Annotated in this window: 24 protein-coding genes; 9 read left to right on the top strand and 15 right to left on the bottom strand. The window is 42.0% G+C overall.

Features of this window, described 5'->3' with window-relative positions; genetic code table 11:
* Positions 1 to 31 precede the first annotated feature (31 nt).
* Positions 32 to 2,815, top strand: coding sequence for an outer membrane beta-barrel protein (locus G498_RS0101470; protein ID WP_035744690.1), 2,784 nt, complete (start codon positions 32 to 34; stop codon positions 2,813 to 2,815).
* 47 nt (positions 2,816 to 2,862) lie between these two features.
* Here G498_RS0101470 and G498_RS0101465 read toward each other — a convergent pair whose 3' ends face one another.
* The 6 genes from G498_RS0101465 to G498_RS0101440 all read right to left on the bottom strand — a co-directional run bounded on the left by G498_RS0101465 (position 2,863) and on the right by G498_RS0101440 (position 6,531).
* Positions 2,863 to 3,075 carry a hypothetical protein gene (locus G498_RS0101465; RefSeq protein WP_026979505.1) on the bottom strand — a complete coding sequence of 71 codons (213 nt, stop codon included), beginning with the start codon at positions 3,073 to 3,075 and terminating at the stop codon, positions 2,863 to 2,865.
* 140 nt (positions 3,076 to 3,215) lie between these two features.
* On the bottom strand, positions 3,216 to 4,013 hold the full coding sequence (locus tag G498_RS0101460; RefSeq protein WP_035744687.1) for a TPM domain-containing protein: 798 nt from the start codon (positions 4,011 to 4,013) through the stop codon (positions 3,216 to 3,218).
* A complete protein-coding gene (locus G498_RS0101455) occupies positions 4,013 to 4,450 on the bottom strand; it encodes a TPM domain-containing protein (protein ID WP_026979503.1) in 438 nt (145 codons plus the stop codon). Before G498_RS0101455 ends, G498_RS0101460 begins: the two co-directional genes overlap by 1 nt.
* Positions 4,450 to 5,058, bottom strand: coding sequence for a LemA family protein (locus tag G498_RS0101450; RefSeq protein WP_026979502.1), 609 nt, complete (start codon positions 5,056 to 5,058; stop codon positions 4,450 to 4,452). Before G498_RS0101450 ends, G498_RS0101455 begins: the two co-directional genes overlap by 1 nt.
* A 56-nt stretch (positions 5,059 to 5,114) precedes the next feature.
* Positions 5,115 to 5,444 carry a MerR family transcriptional regulator gene (locus G498_RS0101445; RefSeq protein ID WP_026979501.1) on the bottom strand — a complete coding sequence of 110 codons (330 nt, stop codon included), beginning with the start codon at positions 5,442 to 5,444 and terminating at the stop codon, positions 5,115 to 5,117.
* A 109-nt stretch (positions 5,445 to 5,553) separates the two neighbouring features.
* The gene (locus G498_RS0101440) at positions 5,554 to 6,531 is read right to left on the bottom strand and encodes a M23 family metallopeptidase (protein WP_026979500.1); all 978 of its coding nucleotides are present in this window, start codon (positions 6,529 to 6,531) and stop codon (positions 5,554 to 5,556) included.
* Positions 6,532 to 6,853: 322 nt separating this feature from the next.
* Here G498_RS0101440 and alaS point away from each other — a divergent pair, with 322 nt between their 5' ends.
* The 7 genes from alaS (at position 6,854) to G498_RS0101400 (ending at position 15,843) form a co-directional block, all read left to right on the top strand.
* Complete coding sequence (gene alaS, locus G498_RS0101435) at positions 6,854 to 9,490, top strand: alanine--tRNA ligase (RefSeq protein WP_026979499.1); 2,637 nt, start codon at positions 6,854 to 6,856, stop codon at positions 9,488 to 9,490.
* 129 nt (positions 9,491 to 9,619) lie between these two features.
* Positions 9,620 to 10,369 (top strand): hypothetical protein, encoded by a 750-nt coding sequence (locus tag G498_RS0101430; protein ID WP_131387699.1) that lies wholly within the window; start codon positions 9,620 to 9,622, stop codon positions 10,367 to 10,369.
* A gap of 286 nt (positions 10,370 to 10,655) precedes the next feature.
* Positions 10,656 to 11,420, top strand: coding sequence for a hypothetical protein (locus G498_RS0101420; protein WP_131387698.1), 765 nt, complete (start codon positions 10,656 to 10,658; stop codon positions 11,418 to 11,420).
* Positions 11,421 to 11,454: 34 nt separating this feature from the next.
* The gene (locus G498_RS0101415; protein ID WP_026979496.1) at positions 11,455 to 12,411 is read left to right on the top strand and encodes a GSCFA domain-containing protein; all 957 of its coding nucleotides are present in this window, start codon (positions 11,455 to 11,457) and stop codon (positions 12,409 to 12,411) included.
* 284 nt (positions 12,412 to 12,695) lie between these two features.
* Positions 12,696 to 14,462: a tetratricopeptide repeat-containing sensor histidine kinase gene (locus G498_RS14555; protein WP_161625325.1), complete on the top strand. Its 1,767-nt coding sequence runs from the start codon at positions 12,696 to 12,698 to the stop codon at positions 14,460 to 14,462.
* 1 nt (position 14,463) lies between these two features.
* Positions 14,464 to 15,120, top strand: a complete 657-nt coding sequence (locus tag G498_RS0101405; protein WP_026979495.1) for a response regulator — start codon at positions 14,464 to 14,466, stop codon at positions 15,118 to 15,120.
* 33 nt (positions 15,121 to 15,153) lie between these two features.
* Positions 15,154 to 15,843, top strand: a complete 690-nt coding sequence (locus G498_RS0101400) for a DUF4230 domain-containing protein (protein WP_081694188.1) — start codon at positions 15,154 to 15,156, stop codon at positions 15,841 to 15,843.
* Between the two features lie 27 nt (positions 15,844 to 15,870).
* Here G498_RS0101400 and G498_RS0101395 read toward each other — a convergent pair whose 3' ends face one another.
* The 8 genes from G498_RS0101395 to G498_RS0101360 form a co-directional block, all read right to left on the bottom strand.
* Entirely contained in the window at positions 15,871 to 16,488 is a 618-nt protein-coding gene (locus G498_RS0101395; protein ID WP_026979493.1) for a class I SAM-dependent methyltransferase, read from the bottom strand.
* On the bottom strand, positions 16,488 to 16,796 hold the full coding sequence (locus tag G498_RS0101390; RefSeq protein WP_026979492.1) for a rhodanese-like domain-containing protein: 309 nt from the start codon (positions 16,794 to 16,796) through the stop codon (positions 16,488 to 16,490). The genes G498_RS0101395 and G498_RS0101390 overlap by 1 nt, the downstream gene beginning before the upstream one ends.
* 57 nt (positions 16,797 to 16,853) lie before the next feature.
* Positions 16,854 to 18,611 carry an aromatic amino acid hydroxylase gene (locus G498_RS0101385; protein ID WP_026979491.1) on the bottom strand — a complete coding sequence of 586 codons (1,758 nt, stop codon included), beginning with the start codon at positions 18,609 to 18,611 and terminating at the stop codon, positions 16,854 to 16,856.
* 109 nt (positions 18,612 to 18,720) lie between these two features.
* The gene (locus G498_RS0101380; RefSeq protein WP_026979490.1) at positions 18,721 to 19,770 is read right to left on the bottom strand and encodes a DUF6340 family protein; all 1,050 of its coding nucleotides are present in this window, start codon (positions 19,768 to 19,770) and stop codon (positions 18,721 to 18,723) included.
* A gap of 69 nt (positions 19,771 to 19,839) precedes the next feature.
* Positions 19,840 to 20,226 carry a group III truncated hemoglobin gene (locus G498_RS0101375; protein WP_026979489.1) on the bottom strand — a complete coding sequence of 129 codons (387 nt, stop codon included), beginning with the start codon at positions 20,224 to 20,226 and terminating at the stop codon, positions 19,840 to 19,842.
* Between the two features lie 127 nt (positions 20,227 to 20,353).
* The gene (locus G498_RS0101370; protein WP_026979488.1) at positions 20,354 to 20,887 is read right to left on the bottom strand and encodes a DUF4136 domain-containing protein; all 534 of its coding nucleotides are present in this window, start codon (positions 20,885 to 20,887) and stop codon (positions 20,354 to 20,356) included.
* Positions 20,888 to 20,962: 75 nt separating this feature from the next.
* The gene (locus G498_RS0101365) at positions 20,963 to 22,948 is read right to left on the bottom strand and encodes a urocanate hydratase (protein ID WP_026979487.1); all 1,986 of its coding nucleotides are present in this window, start codon (positions 22,946 to 22,948) and stop codon (positions 20,963 to 20,965) included.
* A gap of 304 nt (positions 22,949 to 23,252) precedes the next feature.
* Positions 23,253 to 23,432, bottom strand: coding sequence for a DUF5522 domain-containing protein (locus G498_RS0101360; RefSeq protein WP_026979486.1), 180 nt, complete (start codon positions 23,430 to 23,432; stop codon positions 23,253 to 23,255).
* Positions 23,433 to 23,460: 28 nt separating this feature from the next.
* Here G498_RS0101360 and G498_RS0101355 point away from each other — a divergent pair, with 28 nt between their 5' ends.
* Positions 23,461 to 23,787, top strand: coding sequence for a hypothetical protein (locus G498_RS0101355; RefSeq protein WP_026979485.1), 327 nt, complete (start codon positions 23,461 to 23,463; stop codon positions 23,785 to 23,787).
* Here the strand turns inward: G498_RS0101355 and G498_RS15285 are convergent.
* A complete protein-coding gene (locus G498_RS15285; protein WP_131387697.1) occupies positions 23,784 to 25,205 on the bottom strand; it encodes a hypothetical protein in 1,422 nt (473 codons plus the stop codon). The genes G498_RS0101355 and G498_RS15285 overlap by 4 nt on opposite strands.
* Positions 25,206 to 25,274 lie beyond the last annotated feature (69 nt).

Below are 25,274 nucleotides of genomic sequence, written 5' to 3'. Positions count from 1 at the left end.
ATTTTAACCGCAATTTTTTATGCCAAAATCAATGTTTCAAAGAGTACTGTTTTTAGTTTTCGCCGTGTTTTCGCTACAGGCATCGGCACAAAACTCCATTAAGTTTAAAGGGAAAGTTATCGAAGAAAAAACCAAATTGCCCATGGAAGCCGTAACGGTGTATGTCTCCGTGGCCAAAGATTCTTCACTGATCGATTATACCATCACCGATAAAAACGGAAATTTCTCTTTCGATTTGAAAAAAAATTCCAATCCGATCTGGCTGAAAATCTCGATGACGGGTTTTGAAGGTCGTAAAATTTCGCTGAACAGTATTTCGGAAAACAAAGATTTTGGGGTAATTTCCCTGAAAGAAGAAGCCACGATGTTGGGTGAAATTGTAGTAAAAGCCGAAGCACCACCCATTCGGATTAAAAAAGACACGCTGGAATTTAACGCGGCTTCGTTTAAAGTCCGTCCGGATTCCAACGTGGAAACCTTACTGAAGCAATTACCGGGCGTGGAAATCGATTCTGATGGGAAAATAACGGTAAACGGAAAAGAAGTGAATCAGATTTTAGTGAATGGCAAGCCGTTTTTCGATAAAGACGGCAAAATTGCGTTGCAGAATCTGCCGGCGGATATTATCAATAAAGTGCAGGTAAGTGATACGAAAACCAAACAGGAAGAGTTGTCGGGGAAACCTGCTTCCGGGAACAATGCCAGTATCAACCTGACCATTGATGAAGATAAAAACAAAGGGTTTTTCGGAAAATTCATGGCCGGTTACGGCACGGATGACCGCTATGAAAGCAGTGCTTTGGTGAATTATTTTAAAAACAAACGCAAGCTAAGTGTTTTGGCTTCTTCCAACAATATCAATTCCACAGGCTTTTCGATGGATGAGATTTTTGACAACATGGGCGGAGGAAGAAATCGTTCGGTATATTACAATGATAACGGCTCTTTCGGGATTAACGGAATGCGTTTTGGCGGTGGTGCCGGAATTACCCAATCCAATATGGTCGGAATTAATTACAGTGATGAATGGTTTAAAAACTTCGATACCCAAATCAGTTATTTTTTCTCCGATCAGCATGCCAAAAACGACAGTAGAGCTAAGCAGATTAACTTCCTGCCATCCGGCGCTTTTACCACCGATTCGCAATCGAAAAGCAAATCGGATCGTTTTAGTCACCAGGCCAGCATGGAATTAGAATATAAAATTGATTCGACAACCACGGTGGTTTACGTACCGCGATTTTCCAGTTCTTACGGAAAAGATCGTGAAAACTCGTATCAGGTATCGACCGATGAAGACGGCAATGTGCAAAACGAGAGTACCGCAGCAACTTTTGATGAAAGCACGGGGAATAAGTTTGAAAACAAATTATACCTGAACAAAGCGTTTAAAAGAAAAGGCAGGTATTTGAGTACTTCAGTGGGAAGTACCAACAGTCAGGATGATGTGGATTCCTACAACAATTCCGCTACGCTGTTTTATCAGGGAACCGATCCTGATGATATCCGTAATCAGGTCAGAAAATCCAGAAATACGACTGACAACTACAATGTGGATGTGAGTTATACGGAACCCTTAAAAGATTCATTGAGTGTAAGTGTGGGAATGGCCTACGAATGGCAAAAATCGGCAAACAACAAAAAGGCGTTTGATTACGATGCTGTTTCCGAAACGTATTCCGTCGCGAATGATGTCCTGACCAATTATATTGCTTCCACAGCCCGAATTGCCAAACCGAATGCCGGTTTCAGTATTAACAAAGAAAAATTTAATTTTAATCTTAACGGAGGTACTACCATAATCGGTTTTGATGCGAATTCTGTTTATTTGGGAACAAATACCAATCTGAACCGGAATTTCGTGTTGCCTTCGGCAGATTTGAATGTGTATTGGAAATTGGCCAAGTCTAAGAGTATCTGGGCCAGTTACAGCTATGAATACGATTTGCCTTCCGCCAGTCAGATGATGCCGGTGGAAGACGTATCGAATCCGTTGAATACCTTTGTAGGTAATGAAAATCTGGATTTGAACAAGAGGCATTATATGTATGCCAGTTTCAGTAATTATGACTACGCCACCCGATCAGGGTTCAGTTTTTATCTGGGAGGAAATTATTACGACTCGCAGTATGTTTCCTCAATCGAGGTGACGGCAAATGGAAAGCGCACCACAACGTATGAAAATGTTCAGGATAATTACTACACATGGACCGGATTTAACATAAACAAATCTATTAAAAAAGACGCGCATACCTTTAAGTTCGGATTTGGAACCAATGTGAATCTGTCGATGAATAAGGGATTTACCAATGCTGAGTTGTATGAAGCTTTTGGGGTGCGATGGCGAATTGGAGGTAATTTCTCCTATGAGTATGGGGAATTGTTAACCATTACTCCGAATTACCGCTACATCTCCAACAATACCAAATACACCAACTATCTTGTAGAGAAGGCTTCGAACTTTCAGCACCAATTTGGGTTGCAGACGACGAATTACTGGCCGAAAAACTGGGTGTTCGGAAACGATTTCAGCTACAATTACAATTCCAATATAGCCGATGGCTTTAAAAAGGATTTTTACCTGTGGAATACAAGTTTGTCGTACAGTTTTTACAACAAAAAGTTTACGGCCAAAGTGAAAGTATACGATGTGCTGAACCAGAATCAGAGTGCTACGCGAACCATTTCGGCGACCACCATTCGCGATGAACAAAATACGGTTTTAAAGCGTTATGCCATGTTTTCCTTAACCTATAAAATTGAAAAATTTGCCGGGAAGGAGAAACCTACCCGAAACCGATATATGTTTCATTAAAAAAAGAGACTGCAAAACAGTCTCTTTTTTTTAAGGGCTAATGAAGATTATACCGCATGATCTTCATACCAGTCCCGAAATGTTTTTGTAGTTGTGTAGTCGTCAGTAAGCACAGTATACACCATATAAGGAATCAACAGAAAACCGAATAGCAGTAATCCCACCAATACGTTATACGAAACATCCGTCTGACATAAAACCGCAAATGCAAAAACATACAAGGTGGTTGCCCACACCAGTTTAATTGCATAGTTTTTCATGATTCTTTTTCTCTTAAAGTTACGTTTTTAAAGGGAAATTGAGCGTTAAGGAAGTGGTAATAAATAAAAAGAGATTGCGAAAACAATCTCTTTTGTTTATATGTTTTACTGAAAATCGTGCCTGAAAACAAAGCGTTGTTTTACCAACTTCCTCCTGCACCACCTCCGGAAAATCCGCCACCTCCGAAACCGCCACCAAAGCCGCCGCCGCCAAATCCACCACCAGAAGAACTTCCGCCGCCAAAACCGCCACGGCCTAAGCTGCTTAAGATAATGATGTCGCCTAAATCCGGTCCGGAAAAACGGCCACCACTTCCTCCACCTTTATTGCTTTTGGAAAGAATGATGATGATAATGATGAACAGAATGATGAAGAAAATAATTTTCCCGATGCCGATGTCTTCCGGTTTATCGGCTATACGGCTGCCTTTGTATTTGCCTTTGAGTACTTCAAAAATGGCATCCGCGCCTTTGTTTAATCCGCTGTAGAAACTCCCGGCCTTAAATTCCGGAATGATGATGTTGCGGATTAATTCCCCGTTAATGCCTGCTGTGAGCCGGTCTTCTACGCCATAACCCGGAGCAATCCAGATTTTGCGGTCGTTTTTGGAAAGTAAAATTAAAATCCCGTTGTCTTCCTTGGCTTGTCCGATGCCCCAGGTGTGGGCCCATTTCGGCGTTAAAATCCCGATGTCTTCGCCTTTTAAATCTTCAATGGTAATGACTACAATTTGCGTGGTGGTCGAATCTGAATACCGAATAAGTTTTTCTTCCAGTAGTTGTTTTTCCGTTGTACTCAACAAATTGGCGTAATCGTAAACACTGGTTTGAAAATCCGGTTTTTTAGGAATGTCAAATTGCGCAAACCCCAACTGGTGCAATAACAGCAAGGTTACCGTAACGGAGAATTTTATCAATTTTAAAAGGAAGTTTGTCATTATCCCTTGGATATTTCGTTAGATAATTCGTTGGTGTCATCGCTTTGATACGGGAAGTAAAGTTTTAAGCGTTCACCGGCTCTTAAGATGCCTTCCACCAGGCCTTGTTTGAAACGTTTGTTTTTGAAATGTGCAATCACAAGGTCTTTGGTGCAATCCCAGAAATCGGCTTCCACCACTGTGTCGATGCCTTCGTCTCCGATAATCGCAAATGTATGGTCCTGAACCCCCACGTAAAACAAAACGCCGTTGCGTGCTTCGGTATTGTTCATGCCTAAAGCGTGAAAAACCTCCTGAGCCCTTTCGAGCGGAGGTTTTTCAGTATGCGCTTCAATGTGAACCCGGATTTCGCCGGAAGTGTTTTTTTCGGCTATTGCAATCGCGTGCACGATTTCTTTTTCGTCTTCCGGGGTCAGAAAATCTTCAGTTAAAGACATTATTTTTTCTCTTGGTTGTTGTCAAAATTGAACTCCACATCCACTGGTTTTTCAGCACCTGCTACGGCATCAAAGAAAGGTTTCTCTTTGTATTCCGATAAGAACCAGTTGTTCGGGATTTTTAAGATATAATTGTTGTAGCTCTGAACGGCTTCGTTGAAACGTGTTCTTGCTGTTAAGATTTGGTTTTCTGTACTGGCTAATTCGTCTTGTAATTTTAAGAAGTTAGCGTTAGCTTTCAAATCCGGATATTGTTCCACAGTTACCAATAATCTTGATAAAGCAGAAGAAACACCGCCCTGTGCCTGATTGAACTGCGCTAATTGTTCCGGTGTAACATTTGAAGGGTCGATAGTAACCTGTGTTGCTTTTGCACGGGCTTCAATAACAGCTGTTAAAGTACCTTTTTCAAAATCGGCTGCCCCTTTAACGGTTTTAACCAGGTTGCCGATAAGGTCGTTTCTTCTCTGGTAGGAAGTTTCTACGTTACCCCATTCTTTGCCTACAGCCTGATTTTCACGGATAGCTCCGTTTTTTATTCCCATGTACCAAAACCCAAGGATTACTAAAAGTCCAATACCTACTAAAATTGGTGCAAATTTTCTCATGTGTCTAGTTTTAAAAATTGTTTTTTGTATTAGTCTGTCGTTTTATAAATTGTTACTTACAATTCGTTTTTGATGTTTGTCAATTGTGCTTTAATTGCTTCTAATTTACTGATAACCTCAAATTTATCCAGCGTTTTTTTCTGTCCTTCTTTCAGATGCACTTTGGCACCATCCAGCGTGAAACCGCGTTCTTTTACCAAATGGTAAATCAATTGCAGGTTTTTTACGTCTTCCGGGGTAAACATACGATTGCCTTTAGCATTCTTTTTTGGTTTCAGAATATCGAATTCCTTGTCCCAAAAACGGATTAAGGAAGCATTCACGTCGAAAGCCTTGGCCAATTCGCCGATGCTGTAATATCTTTTCTCTGGTAAGTCTAAATGCATTTTTTAGTTAATTGTTTTGAGGGATAAGTCGTAAGGGATAAGTTGTGAGATGTGTCAAAGTTGGTTTCCTCTTTTTTCTCTTGTTTTCTTTTCCTTTCTCACTTTTCCCTTAGTCTAACGACTGGTTTTCCTGATTCGCAATCTGTGAAATTACAACATATTCTTTGGCCGAAATCGAGCCGTAATAAAAATTCAGCGGGTTCACCACTTTTCCGTTTTGGTATACTTCGTAATGCAAATGCGGCGCTTCACTACGTCCGGTACTTCCCACATAGCCGATGATATCACCCCGTTTTACCCGTTGTCCCGGTTTTGCCTTGTACTTGCTCAAATGTGCATACAGCGTTTTGTAACCATAGCCGTGACGGATTTCAATGTGATTTCCGTAGCCTGAAAGCGACGCATCCGCCCGTTCCACCACGCCGTCGCCGGTGGCATAAATTGGTGTTCCGGTTCTTGCCGAGAAATCCATGCCTTTGTGGAATTTCCGCACTTTGGTAAACGGGTCGCTTCGGTAGCCGTAGCCGGAAGCCATTTGCTTTAACTCTTCATTTTTTACCGGTTGAATAGCCGGAATCGCCGCTAACAATTTCTCTTTTCCTTTTGCCAGCTTTACAATTTCGTCCAGCGATTTCGACTGAAATACCATCTGATTGGCCATCAAATCCAGTTTTTTGGCCGTATTGATTACCAAATCCGAATTGTTGTAGCCTTCGAGTTCCTTATAGCGGTTTTTTGCCGGAACTTTGCCTTTTCGCAATTCCTCGTCAATCGGCGCACTGTTAAAATAGGCCCGGTACACATTGTTGTCGCGGTCTTCCAGGTCGTTCAGGGTTTCGTTGAGCGCTTCGAGACGTTTGTTCAGGATCGCGTAATTGATTTTCATGTTGTCGATTTCGCGCGCCATCATGCGGTCTTTCGGTGTTTCAAAATACGAAGTGTTCAAAAGTACCACAAAACACAAAAAGCCAAACAGCGCCGAAGCCACCAGAAACAAGGCAAAATAGCCGAATTTACGCGCTTTCCTCGGTTTGATTTTCCGATAGGCTAATTTTTCAGGATCGTAAACATATTTTACCTTCGCCATGTTCTAAAATATACTATTTTTGCAGCTTATAAAATGGTGCCTGCGAACCAGTTGTAAGGGTTATACGAACAAATTTAAAAAATGTTTCAAATTAATCGGTTTTTGAAGCGAAACATTTGGCCTGTTTGGAAACCCTATTCCTGCTGTCCGCTAAATTTTTTATACCTGACAGGTATAAAAAGATACCGCTCCCATCAGGGCTAAAGGAGCAGCCATTTTACTTTTTGTAATGTATAAATAAATTTGCGGATTCGTGGTTTTGTTTGTTTGTGAATTTTCCGAATAACCAAATCATCAGATTACCGCATAAACGAATAAAAAAATGAAATCACAAGACATTCGTAAGGCTTACCTTGATTTTTTTGAAAGCAAAGGCCACTTAATCGTGCCTTCCGCGCCGATTGTTTTAAAAGACGATCCTACCTTGATGTTTAACAATTCTGGGATGGCTCAGTTCAAAGAGTTTTTCTTAGGCAACGGAACACCGAAATCACCAAGAATCGCCGATACGCAAAAATGTCTTCGCGTTTCCGGAAAGCACAACGATTTGGAAGATGTAGGTTTTGATACCTATCACCACACTATGTTTGAAATGTTGGGGAACTGGTCGTTTGGCGATTACTTCAAAAAAGAGGCGTTAGCATGGGCTTGGGAATTCCTAACCGAAGTTTTGAAACTGGATAAAGACCGTTTGTACGTTTCCGTTTTTGAAGGAAATCCGGCTGAGAACGTACCGTTTGACCAAGAAGCTTTCGACATTTGGAAACAATACGTTTCGGAAGACCGCATCATTTTAGGAAACAAAAAAGACAACTTCTGGGAAATGGGCGATCAGGGACCGTGTGGGCCTTGTTCAGAAATTCATATTGATTTGCGTACTGATGCCGAAAGAGCAGCCGTTCCAGGACGTGATTTTGTAAACGCCGATCATCCGCAGGTCGTTGAAATCTGGAACAACGTATTCATGGAATTCAACCGTAAAGCCGATGGTTCCCTGGAAAAACTTCCTGCACAACACGTAGATACCGGAATGGGCTTCGAGCGTTTGTGTATGGCGATGCAGAAAGTAACGTCCAACTACGACACCGATGTATTCACACCGCTTATTGAAAAAGTGGAGCAAATCACCGGAAAAAAATATACCAATAACGAAGTTAAAAACATCAGCGAGGAGCAAAATAAAACCAATATTGCGATTCGCGTTATTGTAGACCACGTGCGCGCGGTTGCCTTTGCGATTGCTGACGGTCAGTTGCCGTCCAACAACGGAGCGGGTTATGTAATTCGTCGTATTTTGCGTCGTGCGATCCGTTACGGGTTTACGTTTTTAGATACCAAAGAGCCTTTTATTTATCAGTTGGTTGAGGTATTGGCCAATCAGATGGGCGCTTTCTTCCCGGAAATTGTGGCGCAGAAAAATCTGGTTTCCAATGTAATTAAAGAAGAAGAAGCGTCTTTCCTAAGAACCTTAGACCAAGGGTTACAGTTGTTGGAAAATGTAGTAACCGAGACCAAAGGCAACGAAGTTTCAGGGGAAAAAGCCTTCGAATTGTACGATACGTTCGGGTTTCCTAAAGATTTAACCGCGTTGATTCTGAAAGAAAAAGGCATGTCCTTCAACGAGAACGAGTTCGAAAAATCGATGGCGGAACAAAAAGCGCGTTCCCGTGCCGCTTCCGAAGTTTCCACCGAAGACTGGACTGTTTTAATTCCGGGCAACGTAGAAACCTTCGTAGGCTACGATCAAACTGAAAATGACGTGAAAATCACCCGTTTCCGAAAAGTGGATTCCAAAAAAGACGGGAAATTATACCAAATCGTATTAGACAACACGCCATTCTATCCGGAAGGCGGAGGGCAAGTTGGCGATAAAGGAACCTTAGTTTCAGCCAACGAGACCATCGAAATCATCGACACCAAAAAAGAAAACAACTTAATCCTGCATTTTGCGAAAAGCTTACCGGAAAACGTAAACGGAAGTTTTCAGGCAAAAGTAAACACGGATTTAAGAAACCATACAGCGAGCAATCACTCAGCGACGCACTTGCTACATCAGGCATTGCGTTCGGTTTTGGGAACCCACGTAGAGCAGAAAGGATCGTTAGTGGCACCTAATTATTTGCGTTTCGACTTCTCACATTTCGCAAAAGTAACCGATGAGGAATTACAACAGGTGGAGGATTTTGTCAATGCAAGAATTCAGGAGCAATTACCGCTTATCGAAAGAAGAAGCATCCCGTTTGCACAGGCAATTGAAGAAGGCGCGATGGCGTTGTTCGGAGAGAAATACGGCGATAAAGTGCGTGCCATCAAATTCGGCGAAAGCATGGAATTGTGCGGCGGAATTCACGTAAAAAACACGGCGGATATCTGGCATTTCAAAATTACCAGTGAAGGTGCTGTTGCGGCAGGAATCCGTCGTATAGAAGCGATTACCAACGATGCGGTGAAACAGTTCTTTGCAGCTCAGGAATCGGCGTTGAAAGAAATTAAAGAAACGCTTAAAAATCCTCAGGATGTACTGAAATCCGTAGTTTCCTTACAGGACGAGAACGTCAAACTGAAAAAACAAATCGAACAGTTGCTGAAAGAAAAAGCGAAAAACCTGAAAGGGGAGTTGGCCTCACAACTGCAAAACATCAACGGCATCGATTTCTTAGCCGTTCAGGTGGATTTGGATGCGAACGGTGCCAAAGATTTAGCGTACGAATTAGGACAAAACAAAGACAACCTATTCTTAGTTTTAGCCACCGCTGCAGACGAAAAACCAATGCTTACAGCCTACATTTCCAAAGAATTGGTGGAAAGCAAGGGCTTAAACGCCGGACAAGTTGTTCGCGAGCTTGGAAAATACATCCAGGGTGGCGGAGGCGGACAACCGTTTTTTGCAACTGCCGGAGGTAAAAACGTTGCCGGAATTAAGGAAGCGTTGGAAAAAGCCGTAGATTTTGTGAAATAATATTTTTAAGGATACTTCTTTAAAGCTCAAATCGTTATCGGTTTGGGCTTTTTTTGTAACATATAATATTGTTTTTTATTTTTTTATAACTAGAAAATGTTATTTTTTTTTAAAATTTATTTAGAAAAAATGAAAAAACTTATTTATGCGTTTAGTGCTTTGGCGCTTTTATTTGCCTCTTGTTCCAGTGACAACGACAGTTCTTCGGAAGATACATCAGGACCTGTTTTATTAAAGAAATTAATCGAAACAGATTTTAACGGAGATGTTTATACAACAGATTATTTCTATAATGGGAATAAATTAATTAAGACTGTAAATGATGATGGAACCTACCAAAACATCACTTATACAGGGAATTTGATAACCAAAATGGAGTTTTTTAGCGAAACAGATCAATTGGAGCAAACCGATTTGTTTGTTTATAATGAAAATGAGCAATTAGTAAACTTTCAACGATTACTTCATAATGAAGATTTAGGGTTCAAAGAGGTTTATGTATATGATGCGTCAGGAAATGTTGCAGTAACGTATTATGATGGTGATTTGGCTTCCCAGACTAACGAAACCGGTACCGGAAATGTTACTTTTTTAAACGGAGAAATCAGTGTGATGACGGATATGGATGCAGGTGTAACCAAAACCTATACTTATGATACTAAAAATACTCCATTCAAAAATGTTTTAGGTATGGGGAAACTTTCTTTTTATGATTCAGGAAATGATCAGGGAATAAACCACAATGTTGTGATGCTAACTAAGTCAGATGGAGAAAGTGTGACAAGTACTTATACGTATAATTCAAGTGATTATCCTGTTACATGCGTTGATGATGATAGTGTGTTAGGAAATATTTCATATCAATTTTTCTACGAATAATTTTAGCCAAATACTAAAATAAAAAGCCCAAATCTTATGATTTGGGCTTTTTATTTTGCTGTATATCAGTATTTTATATAATTATTATGATTTTCACACCTTATAAAAGATATCTTTGGAACGTTTTACAGAAACTGTTAAAAAATACGGAAACAAATTTCAGTAAGATTTTTATGTAACTAATTGATAATTAATCGATTAAAATCAAAAAAAATCGTTAAAAAGCATTTTTGTATTGTTTTTTTTTATTCTTTTACCGAAAATTTTAAAACAGCACGAAATGATTATGAAAAGATTTAGCTTGATTTTAGGAATGGTGCTAACCACTGTTTTTGCTTCCTGTTCTTTGGATGAAGAATATGACACAACGGAAGATTCTTCCAAGATGAGTACTACTTCATTGTTGGTGCAGAGCATTACCGCAACCTCAGAACGAGGGGCAACTGTTGTTACTGATCAGTATACTTATAATGGTACGAAACTGGTAAAGATTACTTCTACAGACGGAAGAGAAGTGGTGTATACTTACGGAGGTGATTTAATTATCCGCAAAGATTTCTATCTGAACAACGTTTTAAACTCCAAAGAATTTTTTGAATATAGCAGACAAGGACAGTTGTTAAAGTACAGACGCGAAAATGCATCCGGAACTACTACTTACAATGCCGTGTATACCAATAATTCAGACGGAACGGTTATTGTGAAAGGGTATAGCGGAAGTTCGACCAGCCCGTCTTCGCAAATTGTAAACCGAAAAGTGTTTACGGCCGGTATCCGTGTTAACAAAATCGAAAACTATACAGTACAAAACGGCACAACGGTAACGGAAGTGCTGAATTATTCCTATGATTCTAAAAACTCACCGTTTAAAAACATAACCGGTTTTGATAAATTGGCCTATTACGACATTACGGCAAACCCCAACTATAACAACGTTCAGAGTGTAACCAGCGGTTCGGCGGTTGTGGAATCGGCACAATATGTTTACAACGGGGCCAATTATCCGTTAAGTGCTGACAAAGGTTCGGTAACATTCGACTATGTTTATTGATAATTTCATAAGTTTGTAAGCAAACAAACTTAACATGCAATTCAGAACCCAAATACCTGTTCACCAAAGTAATTTTCCAATAGATTACGATGCGCGGATAGTGTCTTTGGGTTCTTGTTTTGCAGAAAATATCGGAGCGAAATTCGATTATTTCAAATTCCGTAACCAGACCAATCCCTTTGGGATTATTTTTAATCCGGTTTCTTTGGAGCGATTGCTCCGCCGTTGTGTCCAGCTTGATTGGTACACCGAAAAAGATATTTTCTTCCACAACGAACGCTGGAACTGTTATGAAGTGCATTCCGAACTAAGTAAAACAGACAAAAACGAATTCCAGAAGCAACTCAATCAAAAAGTCAAAGAAACGCATCAGCAATTAAAGGAAGCATCACATTGTGTTATTACCCTTGGCACCGCTTGGGTTTACCGTAATATTGAAGCTGGCGAAATTGTAGCCAATTGTCATAAAGTGCCACAAAAACATTTTGATAAAGAATTGCTATCGGTTACCGTCATTCAGAATAATCTAAACGGAATAATTACCCAACTGAGAGCTTTTAATCCGTTACTACAATTTATTTTTACCGTTTCTCCGGTGCGTCATATCAAAGACGGTTTTGTGGAAAACCAACAGAGTAAAGCCCATCTTATCACAGCTTTACACGAAGTCCTGCAAACGGGAACCCATCGGCAGACCGCACACTATTTTCCAAGTTATGAGATTATGATGGACGAACTTCGGGATTACCGCTTTTACGCCGAAGACATGCTGCATCCCAATGCTGTAGCCATCGACTATATCTGGGAGCGCTTCTGTGAGGCCATGTTGGCGGAAAGCACTTATGTGGTTATGGATGCCATAGACGCTGTTCAGAAAGGTCTGCAACACCGTTCGTTTAATCCGGATTCGGAACAGCATGCAAAATTTACTGCGAACCTGAACCGGAAAATCGCAGCACTTCAGGAAAAATATCCTCACATGACTTTTTAAAATAAGGCAATTGCCGTATTGAATTGTGCCGTCAAATAGTTCAATTTTACCGAAATGTTTGAACCAATGTGGGTTTTTTTCTCAAAGATGAGCGACAGGGTTTTAAAATACGGTAAAGTAAAAATCGCAGTAGTCTTGATGGTGCTGTTTGTGCTCTTATGCCTTGTGCTGAATATTTATTACCTGCTGGCTCATTAGCCTTCCTTCATGGTGGTGCACTATTGGTTGAAAAGTAAGGTGTTTTTCTAAAGAAAATGTTCTTAACTTTAACAAAATGTCCAGCTATGATTTTACGATTTCGGATGCTTCTTTTTCTGTGGTGTTTGATGGCTCAGTTTTCCTATGCGAATAAGGATCTTAGAAAGGAAATCGATTCCATAAATAACCTTCCGTTCGATTACAAAATAGCCAACACGGCCAAAGTAATTCGTCTTACGCTTCAAAACGCAGAACAAGCCGCCAGGATAAAATACATAAAAGGATTGGGTGAATCGTACGCTAATTTGGGGCTTTTGTATTATTATCAGGGAAAATACGACCAGAATACATTTTACACCTTAAAAGCCATCCGCATTTTTGAACAGCAAAAGGATTTTCCCTCTCTGGTCAAAACGTACGGCGAATACGGCTATCAGTTGAAGCGCAGGAATATGGCACTGGCTTCAGCGTATATGAACAAAGCCATTAAACTCGGAAAAATTCATTTAAAAGAAGCCGAACTCAATGCTATTTACGACAATTACGGTGTCCTCAAAGAAATGCAGACCGATTTGGACAGCGCACTTTATTTCTATGAAAAGGCCTTACATTTTAAGAGGCTTTCGAAAGATGAAATCGCCATTCCTTACAGTCTGAATAAGATTGCCATGGTAAAAATCATGCAAAAAAAGTTTCCCGAAGCCAAAGCGCTTTTGGACAAAGCTTATGCGATGCGGGTAAAACGTGGCGACAAAGTAGGCATTGCGGAAAACCTGAATTTCTATGGGCATTTCTTTAAGAGTATCGGCGATACTAAAAAGGCTATCGATTATTTTAATAATGCTTTGGCTGCGAGCAAAGCGCACGATTATAAAAACCTGACACAGGAAAATTATCAGGTGCTTTCCGAATTGTATGAAAGCAATAAAAATTTTGAAAAAGCGCTCGAAAGTTTTAAAAATCACATTCGTTATAAAGACAGTATTCAGAGTTTTGAAATCCGATCCAGACAAGCCGAACTGGACATCGAATACGAAACCGAAAAAAAAGAAAAAGAAATCCTAGTGCAAAAAGCAACGCTGGCCGAGAAAAACCTTTGGTTGTTGGCCGTTGGAGCATTATTAGTCATTTCCATATTGTTGGGCTATCTTTTTTATAACCGCCAAAAAATGAGAAACAAACAAATTATTCGAGAAAACGAGTTAAAAGAAGCTTTGCAACGCATCGAAATCCAAAATAAATTACAGGAACAACGTCTGGCGATTTCCCGAGACTTACACGACAATATCGGGGCACAGCTTACCTTTATTATTTCGTCCTTGGACAACCTTAAATACGGATTTTCCATCGAAGACGAGAAGTTAAAGAACAAACTGTCTGGTATCTGCAGTTTTACCCGGGGTACAATTACCGAGCTTCGCGATACGATTTGGGCGATGAATAAAGACGAGATCTCCATTTCCGACTTGCGCACCCGTATTGTAAATTTCATCGAGAGTGCCAAATCAGCTTCCCACAACATACACTTTGATTTTTATTTAGACAGCCATATTCCGGATACACTAACCTTGTCGTCCCTTAAAGGGATTAATGTGTATCGGGTAATCCAGGAAAGCGTGAATAACAGCTTGAAACACGCGCAGGCAAGTGTGATAACGGTGAAAATTCAGCAGGAAGAAGATAAGTTTGTGGTGCTGATTTCCGATAACGGGAAAGGGTTTAATCCGGCAAGCGATAGCTTAGGAAACGGAATGCATAACATGAAGAAACGCCTGTCTGAAGTAGGCGGACAAGTTGTTATACAATCCGAAATCGGTTCAGGAACCACAGTTAAAGTAGTATTCGAGAAATAATATGGAGCGTAAAATACGAATCGCCATTGCGGACGATAATTCTTTTTTAATCAAGGCGGTATCGGAAAAACTGTCCTTTTTCGACGATTTGGAATCCCGTTTTTTTGCCTTCAACGGACAGGAATTTGTCGAAAAACTGAAAGCAAATCCCGCAATTGATGTTATCCTGATGGATATCGAAATGCCGGTTATGAACGGTATTGAAACCACCGCTTGGGTCAAGAAAAAATACCCGCATATCAAAGTCATCATGCTGACGGTTTTTGACAACGATGAAAACATCTTCAAAGCCATCAAAGCCGGAGCCGACGGATATCTGTTAAAAGAAATTGATGCAAAAGAACTTCACGACGGGATAGTGGAAACGTTAAACGGCGGCGCAGCCATGACGCCTTCCATCGCCATGAAAACACTCCGTTTGCTGCGCAATCCGATGGAAATCAGTGATGTGTCGGAAAAAGAAGAAGTCAGGCTTTCCGAGCGGGAAATAGAAGTGCTCGAACAGTTGAGCAGGGGGCTGAGTTATACGCTTATCGCCGAAAATCTCATTTTGTCGCCCAGCACCATCCGCAAGCATATTGAAAACATTTACAAAAAACTGCAGGTACATTCTAAACTGGAAGCCGTACAGAAGGCTAAAAACAACAATTGGATTTAAGTTTTTCCTATCTTAGCAGGCAAATTTAAACACATGGCCACCAGAAAAGATTCCACCGAAACGGCTTTAAAAAACATTATTATTCCGATTGTTCAGGCCTTCGGTCGTTCCGGAAAATTGCTGTATCTGATTGTTTTAGTGGTGATTGGCGTCGTGCTGTACAAGTATTTTGCTTTCGAAAAACCCACCACAACCACCGAATACAATACCAATCTGATTCAGGAGAAGATTAAAAACGTCGGAAAGTTAGTCGTAACCGAGGGGCATTTTTCCCAGGTCATGACCTACAAAGACCAGCAGAAATACCTCATGGATCTGATTTCCTTTGAGAAAAAAGCCCTGATTGTCATTAATGCGGATGTTACCATTGCCTACGATTTGCGTCAGGTGCAATACGATATCGACGCGAAAAACAAAACCATAACAATTGTCAGCATTCCGAAGGAAGAAATCAAAATCAGCCCCGACATTCAGTTTTACGATGTCGAGCAAAGCCGGATGAATCCTTTTACCGGAGACGATTACAATAAAATCAACAAAAAAGTAAAAGCCGATCTGGCAGCCAAGATGGAAAAATCGTCTTTAAAAGCCAATGCGGGAAACCGTCTGATCAGCGAACTGGCCAAAATCCTGATACTGACCCGCGAAATGAGATGGAAGCTCGAATACAAAAATCAGGTAATCGAAAGCGAAAAGCAGATGGAAGAAACCCTTAAATTATAAAAAGAAATCCCGGGTAATCCTGGGATTTTATTTTTTCTCAAAACTGCAAAATACAAAATTTTGAATCGTGTCAAACGGCGTGGTGTGGTTTTCAAAAAAGCATTCCAGCGGTTCAAAATCCCTTTTAAACGTTTCTTTCAGTAAATTGCCCGAATATTGTTTGATTTCAATCCCGCTGCATTTTTTTGGACCGGATTCTGAGAACGTTCCGATAAGTTTTTTCCCTTTGGCCGTTACGGCAGAAGCAACGACTTGTTGGTATTTTGCGATGTCTTCGGCATCTGTGAGGAAGTGAAAAACGGCCCGGTCGTGCCAGATGGTGTATTGTTCCGTTGGTTCAAATTCGGTAATGTCGCAAACAATCCATTTTACGACATCGGCTTTTGCACCTAAACGGGCTTTGGCTCTGTTTATCGCTTTTTCGGAGATATCCAGCACGGTCAGGTTGGTGTAGCCTAACTCCAGTAAATGATCGGTTAAAAAGCTGTCGCCGCCGCCTACGTCAATAATGGCGTCGCCTTTTTGGGCGTGCTTCTGGATGAAGTCTAAAGAGGTTTTTGGGGTTGGCTGATACCAGCTCACTTCATTCAGGGCTTTGGTATTGTAAATGCTTTCCCAATGCGCTTTCCGGTTGAATGTTTTCATTATAATCTGCGTTGTAAATTTTGCCAGCCGCCGCCGTTCATGACTTCAATATCGTTTTGTTTTAAAAGGGAAGCGGCCTGACTGCTGCGCATACCCGAACGGCAACATACAATTACCGGTTGGTTCCATTTTTTGATTTCGGAAACTTTCGCGGCAATACTGTCCAAAGGTATGTTTCTGGAACCTTCAATGTGTCCCGACGCGAATTCTTCGGCAGTGCGAACATCTACAATTACAGCGTTTTTTGCAACAAATTCCGAAAGATTATCCGGTTTGGCACCCAATCCCAAAAGATTTAATAAACCCATGATTTTATTTTTTTTGACAAAGTTAAGCAGGCTAATGCCCGTGTTGTGTAACGAATGTTACGCAGTGGTTTTGTCAAAAATCAAATCTAAGCCGTTGGCTATTAAATGGGCGACTTCAGGACGGCTCATTTTTACTTTTTCAAGATGGTTGAGCACCTTGTCTGTTAGGTCGGAATTGTGTTCTTTTTCGGCTAATTCGGCAATTTCCACAGAAAGCAGCCAGTCATTAGGGTGGTTGGCAGAAACCGCGGCAAAAGCTTCTTTTAAAGTAATTTCAGCGTGTTTTCCTTCCCGGATGTTTCGCACATTTTTATAAAGCGCTTCCAATTCCTCGCGTTCCGGCGATTTTCTCTGTTTGATGGTTTTGGAAGACGGCACATGACTGATCATGTCGAAACTGTTCACATCGGCCGGACCGGAAAAAGCAGCGATTACTTTTTTGCCGACCGCCATATCGTAAGTGCCCCATTCCGGCTGGAACAGCACGGTATCTTTGTGTTTAACGGTACAGTTTTTAAAACTGATGAGGATAATTTCTCCGCGAAGGTTTCTCGAACCCGTAATAATTTCTCCGGAAACGGTAATATCGCCTTCAAATTCCAGTGTTACCTGTTCGCCTTCGTAGATGTCATACGCGCGCAAATCGCGAGGGCTCATGTCTTCAATCGCTAAATTGATGCCTTTCAGTTTTCCGATGGGTGAACCGAAACCTTCGGCGTGGTAATTGGTGCCGTGGCCCACTAATTCTTTTTCACGGTACGAAAGCGCTGTTTTTCCGGTAGTCTGAACGTAAACCGGTTTTCCTTCGTCTTCGATTACATTGGTTAAAACACCGGAAATCTGAATGCCTGTACTCAATTCAATGGTTCCTAAGGCTTTGGATTTGATCAGTTTTTGGATGCCGCTTAATCCTCCGGTACGCAATGCCATTTTATTGGCAAATTCTTCCAGTACGGAATTCAGATGCGCAAAATCCGGGGTAACGTACAATTGCGGTTGCGGTTTGGTAATGTCGAAACTCTGGTTGGCCGCGCTGATGTCATACGGCAGTTTTTTTACGTTATCGGTCATGCACCAGGCGCTTTCTCCTATGGAGGAAAGTAAACCGGCGCCGTATATTTTCGGATTGTCGACTGTTCCGATCAGGCCGTATTCCACCGTCCACCAGTGCAGGTTGCGGATTTGTGCCATTTCGGACAGTTCGCCTAAGTTGTTCTGTAATTCGTCTACGTGTTTTTCTGCGGCTTCAATTTCCGCTTGTGGTGTATCTTCCGCTTCTTTTAAAATAGACAACAAACGAATCGCTTCATACATTTCATAATCGTGTGCCGAAGAAATGGCTTTGCAACCGATTTCCCCAAAACGACGCAGGTATTCCGCATATTCCGGATTGGCGATGATAGGCGCGTGACCGGCACCTTCGTGGATGATGTCCGGAGCCGGCGTATATTCGATATGTTCCAGCTGCCGGATGTCGGAAGCGATAACCAACACATTGTATGCCTGAAATTCCATAAAGGCATTCGGCGGAATGAAACCGTCCACAGCCACAGCTGCCCATCCGATTTCTTTCAGGATGCGGTTCATACCGTACATGTTCGGGATGCTTTCAATGTCAATGCCCGTCTGACGTAAACCGTCCAGATACGAACTGTGCGCCACTTTCCCCAGGTAATCGACGTTTTTACGCATCACATAACGCCAAACGGCCTGATTGATAGGAGTGTACTCGTCATAATCCTGCGGTTTGATGAATTGTTTTAGGTGTTTGGGCAATCTTTCGATTAACGGATTGGTTTCGTAAGTCGTATTCATAAGGCGTCGTGTGTTGTATTTTGCTGTAAAGTTATGAAATGTTTCAGGAGATTACAACGGTTTTAGCGTTATGACGACAGGGAAATATCCTTGCGTAACATTTCATTCCTTACTGTATTTGTGATTCGAGTTGTTGCTGTTTGTATTGTCGGTTTTTTAAAACATTTAAATAGCGCAACGCTAATTTGTCGCCATAATCGCTGTAGGATTTTGCCGCCCAGTTTACCGCCGCGTCCAGATTTCCGTTGATTTCGTTGATGATGGCCATGTTGTAGCAGGCTCTTCCGGCAATTTCAGGATCTTTATTGGTTAATTCTTTTTTCCATAATTCAGCCGCGCCGTCCCAGTTTCCGGTTTGCGCCCTGCGTTTTCCGATTTCAAAATTTGAGGTTCCTTTTACATAATAATCTCTGGAAACCCTTATTTTATAAGGTAATGTTTTTAAAGCATAGTCGGCTCCCAACGTATTACTCAACTGCATTACATTTTGCTTTCGGCCTAAAACGGCTTCCACGGCTTTAACCGGATTTATACCGCGACCCACAGCGGTTGTTACGTTGTTGCTGGCCTGTTCATCCAGAATGTTTCGGTTGCGTACATCATAAATGCGCCAGCCGTTTTTAATCAGGGTGGAAACGGTTGCCTGATGTTCGATTACGGGAACTTTGATTCCCAGAACGTTGGCTTTTTCTACCGTGGCAGTTTTGTAGTCCACTTTGGTATCGGTGTCATAGAAAGACAGTTCAAACAAATAATCTACCTGATTCTCCGTGGCTATTTTTTCAACGGTTTCCCAAGGTAGCGGTGCAGGAAAAACACTCAAACCAACCGATTTAAGAGTGCTGTCGTCAATAATTTTTACACTGCTGAATCTGTTGTTCTTGGTTAATTCGTTTTGCAGTCCAAGGATAGATTCATGGGCTCCGTCTTTGTCGAAATCTTTTCCTTCGACCGATAAAATTTTGTCAATGGCATCGATAACCTCATTTTGCGGAGCCTGGAGTGAGCGGTTAAGTATTCCTGCCGCTTTTCCTTTCGACTCGAGATGTACCGGTGCCGGTTCGGTTACGCTCAGGGTTAATAAATTAGTGGCGCTGCACGAAGCCAACAGCCCTGAAGCAAAAAGTATCAAGAAGATCTTACCGTAGTTTTTAGTCATGATTATCAGCGTATTGATTGTTAATCAAATATAAACGTTTTGCGGAAAAATCAAAATTAAAATAACGTTTCAGGTAAGAGGCTTTTGGTTGGCATTTCGGAAATATTCGATTTTGTAGTTGAACATTTCGGCCATTTTTCCGGCGCGCCACTTGGCTTCGTCAGCAATTGGGCCGGCAAATTGTTCGTCGATGTTTTGGGTAAAGATTTCCATCCAGCGCTCGAAATGCTCTTTTTGGATTGGAAGGGTGGCGTGCGGTGGGAACGGACTGCCGGAATAGGCGCGCACATCCAATAAAACCGTTTGCCAGAAACCGTACATTTTTTCCAGGTGATCCGGCCAGCGGTTTTGTATTTTTTCGTTGAAAATCGGTCCTATGAAATCGTCCTGCTGTACTTTTCCGTAAAACGAATTCACCATTTGTTTGATATCTTCAAGATTCTGAATATCGGTCATTTTGCTTCTGATTTTGGGTAAAAATAAAGCAGTTTTTGCAATGTAAATATGATAATTGTTAGTTTGTGATTTTTTTAACCTGATTAGGGTTGTATAAAAAAGGCCGTCCGAAGACAGCCTTGAGTAGTTATTTTTTTTCCGGTGGAAATTGCCCCAGAACTTTAGCCACAAATTCGTTAATGCGATCTTCTTTTTTTTCACGGTCCTGAGTTAGGTATCCGCTGCCTTTTCCCTGCCAAATTAATTCTTTTTTCTTGGCATCAATTAAATCGATGTACAACGTGCCTTCCGTTGAAGTGGAAACATAGGTTCGTCCTCCCCAAATGTAAGGATTCCAGCCCCATCCCCAGCCGTAACCCCAGCCGGCGTTATATTGGTCTACATCAACCCGTTCTCTTTCTTTAGTGAAAATATTTATTAATAAATCGGGAGATTCGCTTTTGGTGTAGCCTTTTTTGCTCATTTCGGCATCGATTGCACGAAGGATCCGTTTCTTGTCCAGATCGGAGATTTCGGCTTTGTCGATACCGCTTTTCTGAAAAGCATAGGTTTTATAGGTGCTGAAATCAACATTGTTGTCAAAATCGGCGTCTACTCTTACAGTACTGCATGCGCCCAACATAAAGAGTAAGGTTAACGAGAGCAATCTAAACGTTTTCATATCCTTCAGTTTTAATATATAAAGTTACGAAGTTTAAAAGTTACTTTCTAATGGCAATAAAACCCAAACTTCGAACTACAATAACGATTCATCCACTAAATTAGGAAGAGTTACTTTTAATAACGGTTGTGTCTCCATGGCACGTTTTATCGCAAACATGGCGCCTTCGTTTCGGGCCCAGCTTCTTCTTGAAATTCCGTTGTTAACGTCCCAGAAAAGCATGGATTCTAAACGTCTTGACGCTTCTTTACTACCATCAAGAACCATACCAAAACCACCGTTAATTACTTCGCCCCAGCCCACGCCGCCGCCGTTGTGAATGGATACCCAGGTAGCGCCGCGGAAACTGTCTCCGATGACGTTATGGATGGCCATATCGGCAGTGAATCTGGAACCGTCATAAATGTTGGACGTTTCTCTGTATGGAGAGTCAGTACCCGAAACGTCGTGATGATCGCGTCCTAAAACCACATAGCCGATTTCACCCCGGGCAATAGCCTGGTTGAAGGCCTCTGCGATTTTGGTTCTTCCTTCCGCATCGGCGTATAAAATACGGGCTTGGGAACCCACGACTAATTTGTTTTGCTGAGCACCTTTGATCCATTGGATGTTGTCGGCCATTTGCTGTTGGATTTCCGCCGGGGAGTTTTTCATCATTTCCTCTAAAACATCGCAGGCAATTTGGTCGGTTTTGGCCAAATCTTCAGGTTTTCCGGAGCAGCACACCCAACGGAACGGTCCGAAACCGTAGTCGAAACACATTGGCCCCATGATGTCCTGCACGTAAGACGGATATTTGAATTCTCTGCCTAAAGTCGGGTTTTCGGCCATTACATCGGCTCCGGCTCTGGAAGCTTCCAGCAAGAAAGCGTTTCCGTAGTCGAAGAAATACGTGCCTTTGGTGGTATGCTTGTTAATCGCTGCTGCATGGCGGCGCAAGGTTTTCTGAACTTCAATTTTGAAATGCTCCGGATGGTTGGCCATCATCTCGTTGGCGGCTTCGAAAGAAATGCCTACAGGGTAATAACCACCAGCCCAAGGGTTGTGCAGCGACGTCTGGTCGGAACCTAAATCGATGTGCAGGTTTTCTTCGTCGAATTTTTCCCAGACATCTACGATGTTTCCTAAATAGGCTATGGAAACCACTTCTTTGTTTTCCAAGGCTTTGCGGACACGGATTACCAATTCGTTCAAATCTTCCACAATTTCATGGATCCAGCCCTGTTCGTGGCGGATTTTGGTGATTTTCGGATTCACTTCGGCACAAACGGTTACACAGCCTGCGATGGTTCCGGCTTTGGGTTGTGCACCGCTCATGCCTCCTAAACCGGAGGTTACGAATAAACTGCCGCTTGGATTCTTGCCGATTTTTCTAAAGCCATTCAATACGGTAATGGTGGTGCCGTGTACGATGCCTTGCGGTCCGATGTACATGTAACTTCCGGCGGTCATTTGCCCGTATTGGGTTACGCCTAACGCGTTGAATCTTTCCCAATCGTCCGGTTTGGAGTAGTTGGGAATCATCATTCCGTTGGTGACTACGACTCTTGGGGCTTCTTTATGGGACGGGAACAAGCCCATCGGATGACCGGAATACATGACCAATGTTTGTTCGTCGGTCATTTCGGCTAAGTATTTCATGGTTAAACGGTATTGCGCCCAGTTGCTGAACACTGCGCCGTTTCCGCCATAGGTGATTAATTCGTGCGGATGTTGTGCCACAGCATAATCCAGGTTGTTCTGAATCATGAGCATGATAGCTTTGGCCTGTTCCGATTTTCCCGGATAGTCGGAAATAGGACGGGCTTTCATTTCGTAATCCGGACGCAAACGGTACATATAGATGCGTCCGTATTTTTCCAGTTCTTCCTTAAATTCCGGAATTAGGGCAGCGTGATGTTTGGGTTCGAAATAACGCAGGGCGTTTTTGACAGCCAGCTTTTTTTCTTCGTCAGTTAAGATTTCTTTGCGTTTTGGCGCGTGGTTGATTCTGGCATCGTAGGGCTTTGGTTGTGGTAAAACCGATGGAATTCCTTCCAGTATTTGTTCTTGAAATGTCATTTTTTTTGAATTGCTAAGTTACTGAGTTGCTATGGTGCTAAGTTTTTTAGGGCACTTAAGAACCAAGAACTATGGTTATGTTTATAGGTTTACTTTTGAATTGTTTTTTTTCTGAAACCTAAGGATAACGGATGTCCGACCGGTGGTAGGACTTGTAAATTTTGATTCGGTAATTTTGTAAATGGATGTCCATTTTTTAGTTGTATGTTGTTTTTAAGCCGGACCGCGTTAGGGATAGGAGCAAAGTACCGTGTACTTGCGCATAGCCCGACCCGCCGTAAGCATGGAGGCGGGGAACGCCCAACTATTTTTTCTTAATTTCTCCAGTTTTTTTGTCAAAGCCATACGGACAGTGACGGCAGCCGCTTTTGCAGCAATACCCGCGTTTTAAATGGTACTTTTCGGTAAAACATTTGTAACCCTCGGGCGTATAGTAAAAATCTTCTCCTTCTTTTAAATTATTTGGGTTAAGTTGTTCGTTCATAAAAGCAAATTTAGGAACTTTACAGCGAATGATTGTACTTGTAGTTAAATATTTAACGCCGAAAGGGTTTCGTGGCATTACCCTCTTTCCGTTTATCTTGTTAACACATAAAGAGGACAGGGAAGATGTGGTAATTGTCAACCACGAGATGATTCATATCCGGCAACAGCTGGAGTTACTCGTGCTGCCTTTTTTTCTGTGGTATGGGCTGGAATTTCTGGCGCGATGGGTGCAGTTTAAGGACCGTCGTGTGGCGTATCGGAACATCAGTTTTGAGCGGGAAGCGTATGTCAACGAAAAAGACCTTCACTATTTAAAGCAAAGGTCTTTCTGGAAATTTTGGAAGTATGTTTAGTTTTGAACGTCTTCTTTTTTTATTTCTTTAGCTTTTACGTTGGTTTCTTTTATGGCATTTGGACCAACCGGGAATCTTAAATTTTCAAAGTGAGAGGTTATATTCCCGTTTGCATCTTTTGAATCGGCTCTTGTTGCTACGATTTGCCAGGAGAAACTAACATTGCTGTTTCCGTTTTGTAATTCTTTTACTGTAAACCCTTCTGCAGATTTATTGGTTACATAAACACCGTTACAGTCGCCTTCAAGCTGTATAAAAACTTTTAGAGGGTGTTCTGCATCAACAAGAATATTTTTTGCTAGGGTTTTGTCAATTTTAATAGTTGCAGTTCCGTTTTGCAATTTCCCGATACCATAGTCCTGGAAAAGAACTTCGGGAGCCTCCGGGGCAAACATGATTCTCGGTTTGTTCTCTGCGTCTGGTACTATGGTGGAAACCACTCCATTACCTAGAATTTTGTAGTTTGTACCCCCTGTTGCATTAGCATTGTTAGTGTGGTTATAATTTACCCCAACGTAAGCGTAGTTTGTTGATGAAGCACCAGATTTTGAAGAAAAATATCCTCCGTAAAGGGTTCTGGTTGTTGGTCCTGGAGGGCCTAGCACTTCTTTTCCTGCTAATCTTGCCGTTGCACTAGAATTGGCAGTTGCTGCATCATTGTCGCTGTCTAGTGTGAAACCGCCTGCATGATTTCCGTTATGAGCATCGTTGTCAGGTGCTCCGTTTCCAGTGCTGCCATAAATTCCGATACCGTTTACGCCTGAGCCCGCAACACCGGCGCCATTGGTTGGGTATATACCGCCCAAACCATTAGTCGCTCCAATAATGGCTGTACCGGTTGTGTGAGCATTTCTGCCCCATACTGCATTGGCGACGTTATGATTGGCTGTTGAGGCAACGGCATCATTCGTTCCTGCTGCCGCAACTGTAAGCTGCGATCCTGCGGCTCCAACGGAATTGATACCCATTGTACCTGTACTGAGAATTCTGGCTCTTTCTACACCGTTAGTGTGAAAGCGAAGGTCCTGCGCATCGGTGGTTCCTAAAAAATTTGTCCCGGCTGTGGTACCACTGTTTCCTGTTAAGGACCAGTCCAGTCCTCCAGGTGCACCAGCAAATGCAATCCAGCGTGTGCCGTTCCAATAGTATAAACCTGGAGCAACATTGTTAGGGGAAGTACCGGCGGTTGCGGTATTCCAAACCACTGTACCGGCCACCAAAGCACCACCTTGCGGGTTAACTACGGGAAGAGCCTGGTTTGTTGCGCTTAACGAAACTCGGGGAGGTATAAAACCTTGAGTTGTTGAATTAATGTCTAAAGCTCCGGCCGGTGTTGTTGTTCCAACCCCTACCTGAGCGTTTGTAGTAGCACTAATTAGCAACGCTAACAAAGCTATTTTGTTTAATATGACTTTCATAAATTGGCTGATTTTGTGCGCGAATGTATAATAAGCCAATCCAAGAAAAATTATTTTATCGATTAAAGG

The organism is Flavobacterium suncheonense GH29-5 = DSM 17707 (genome assembly GCF_000430025.1).
GTDB lineage: Bacteria > Bacteroidota > Bacteroidia > Flavobacteriales > Flavobacteriaceae > Flavobacterium > Flavobacterium suncheonense.
The sequence above is the reverse complement of the archived record's forward strand: the minus strand, read 5'-3'. Positions and strand labels throughout refer to the sequence as shown.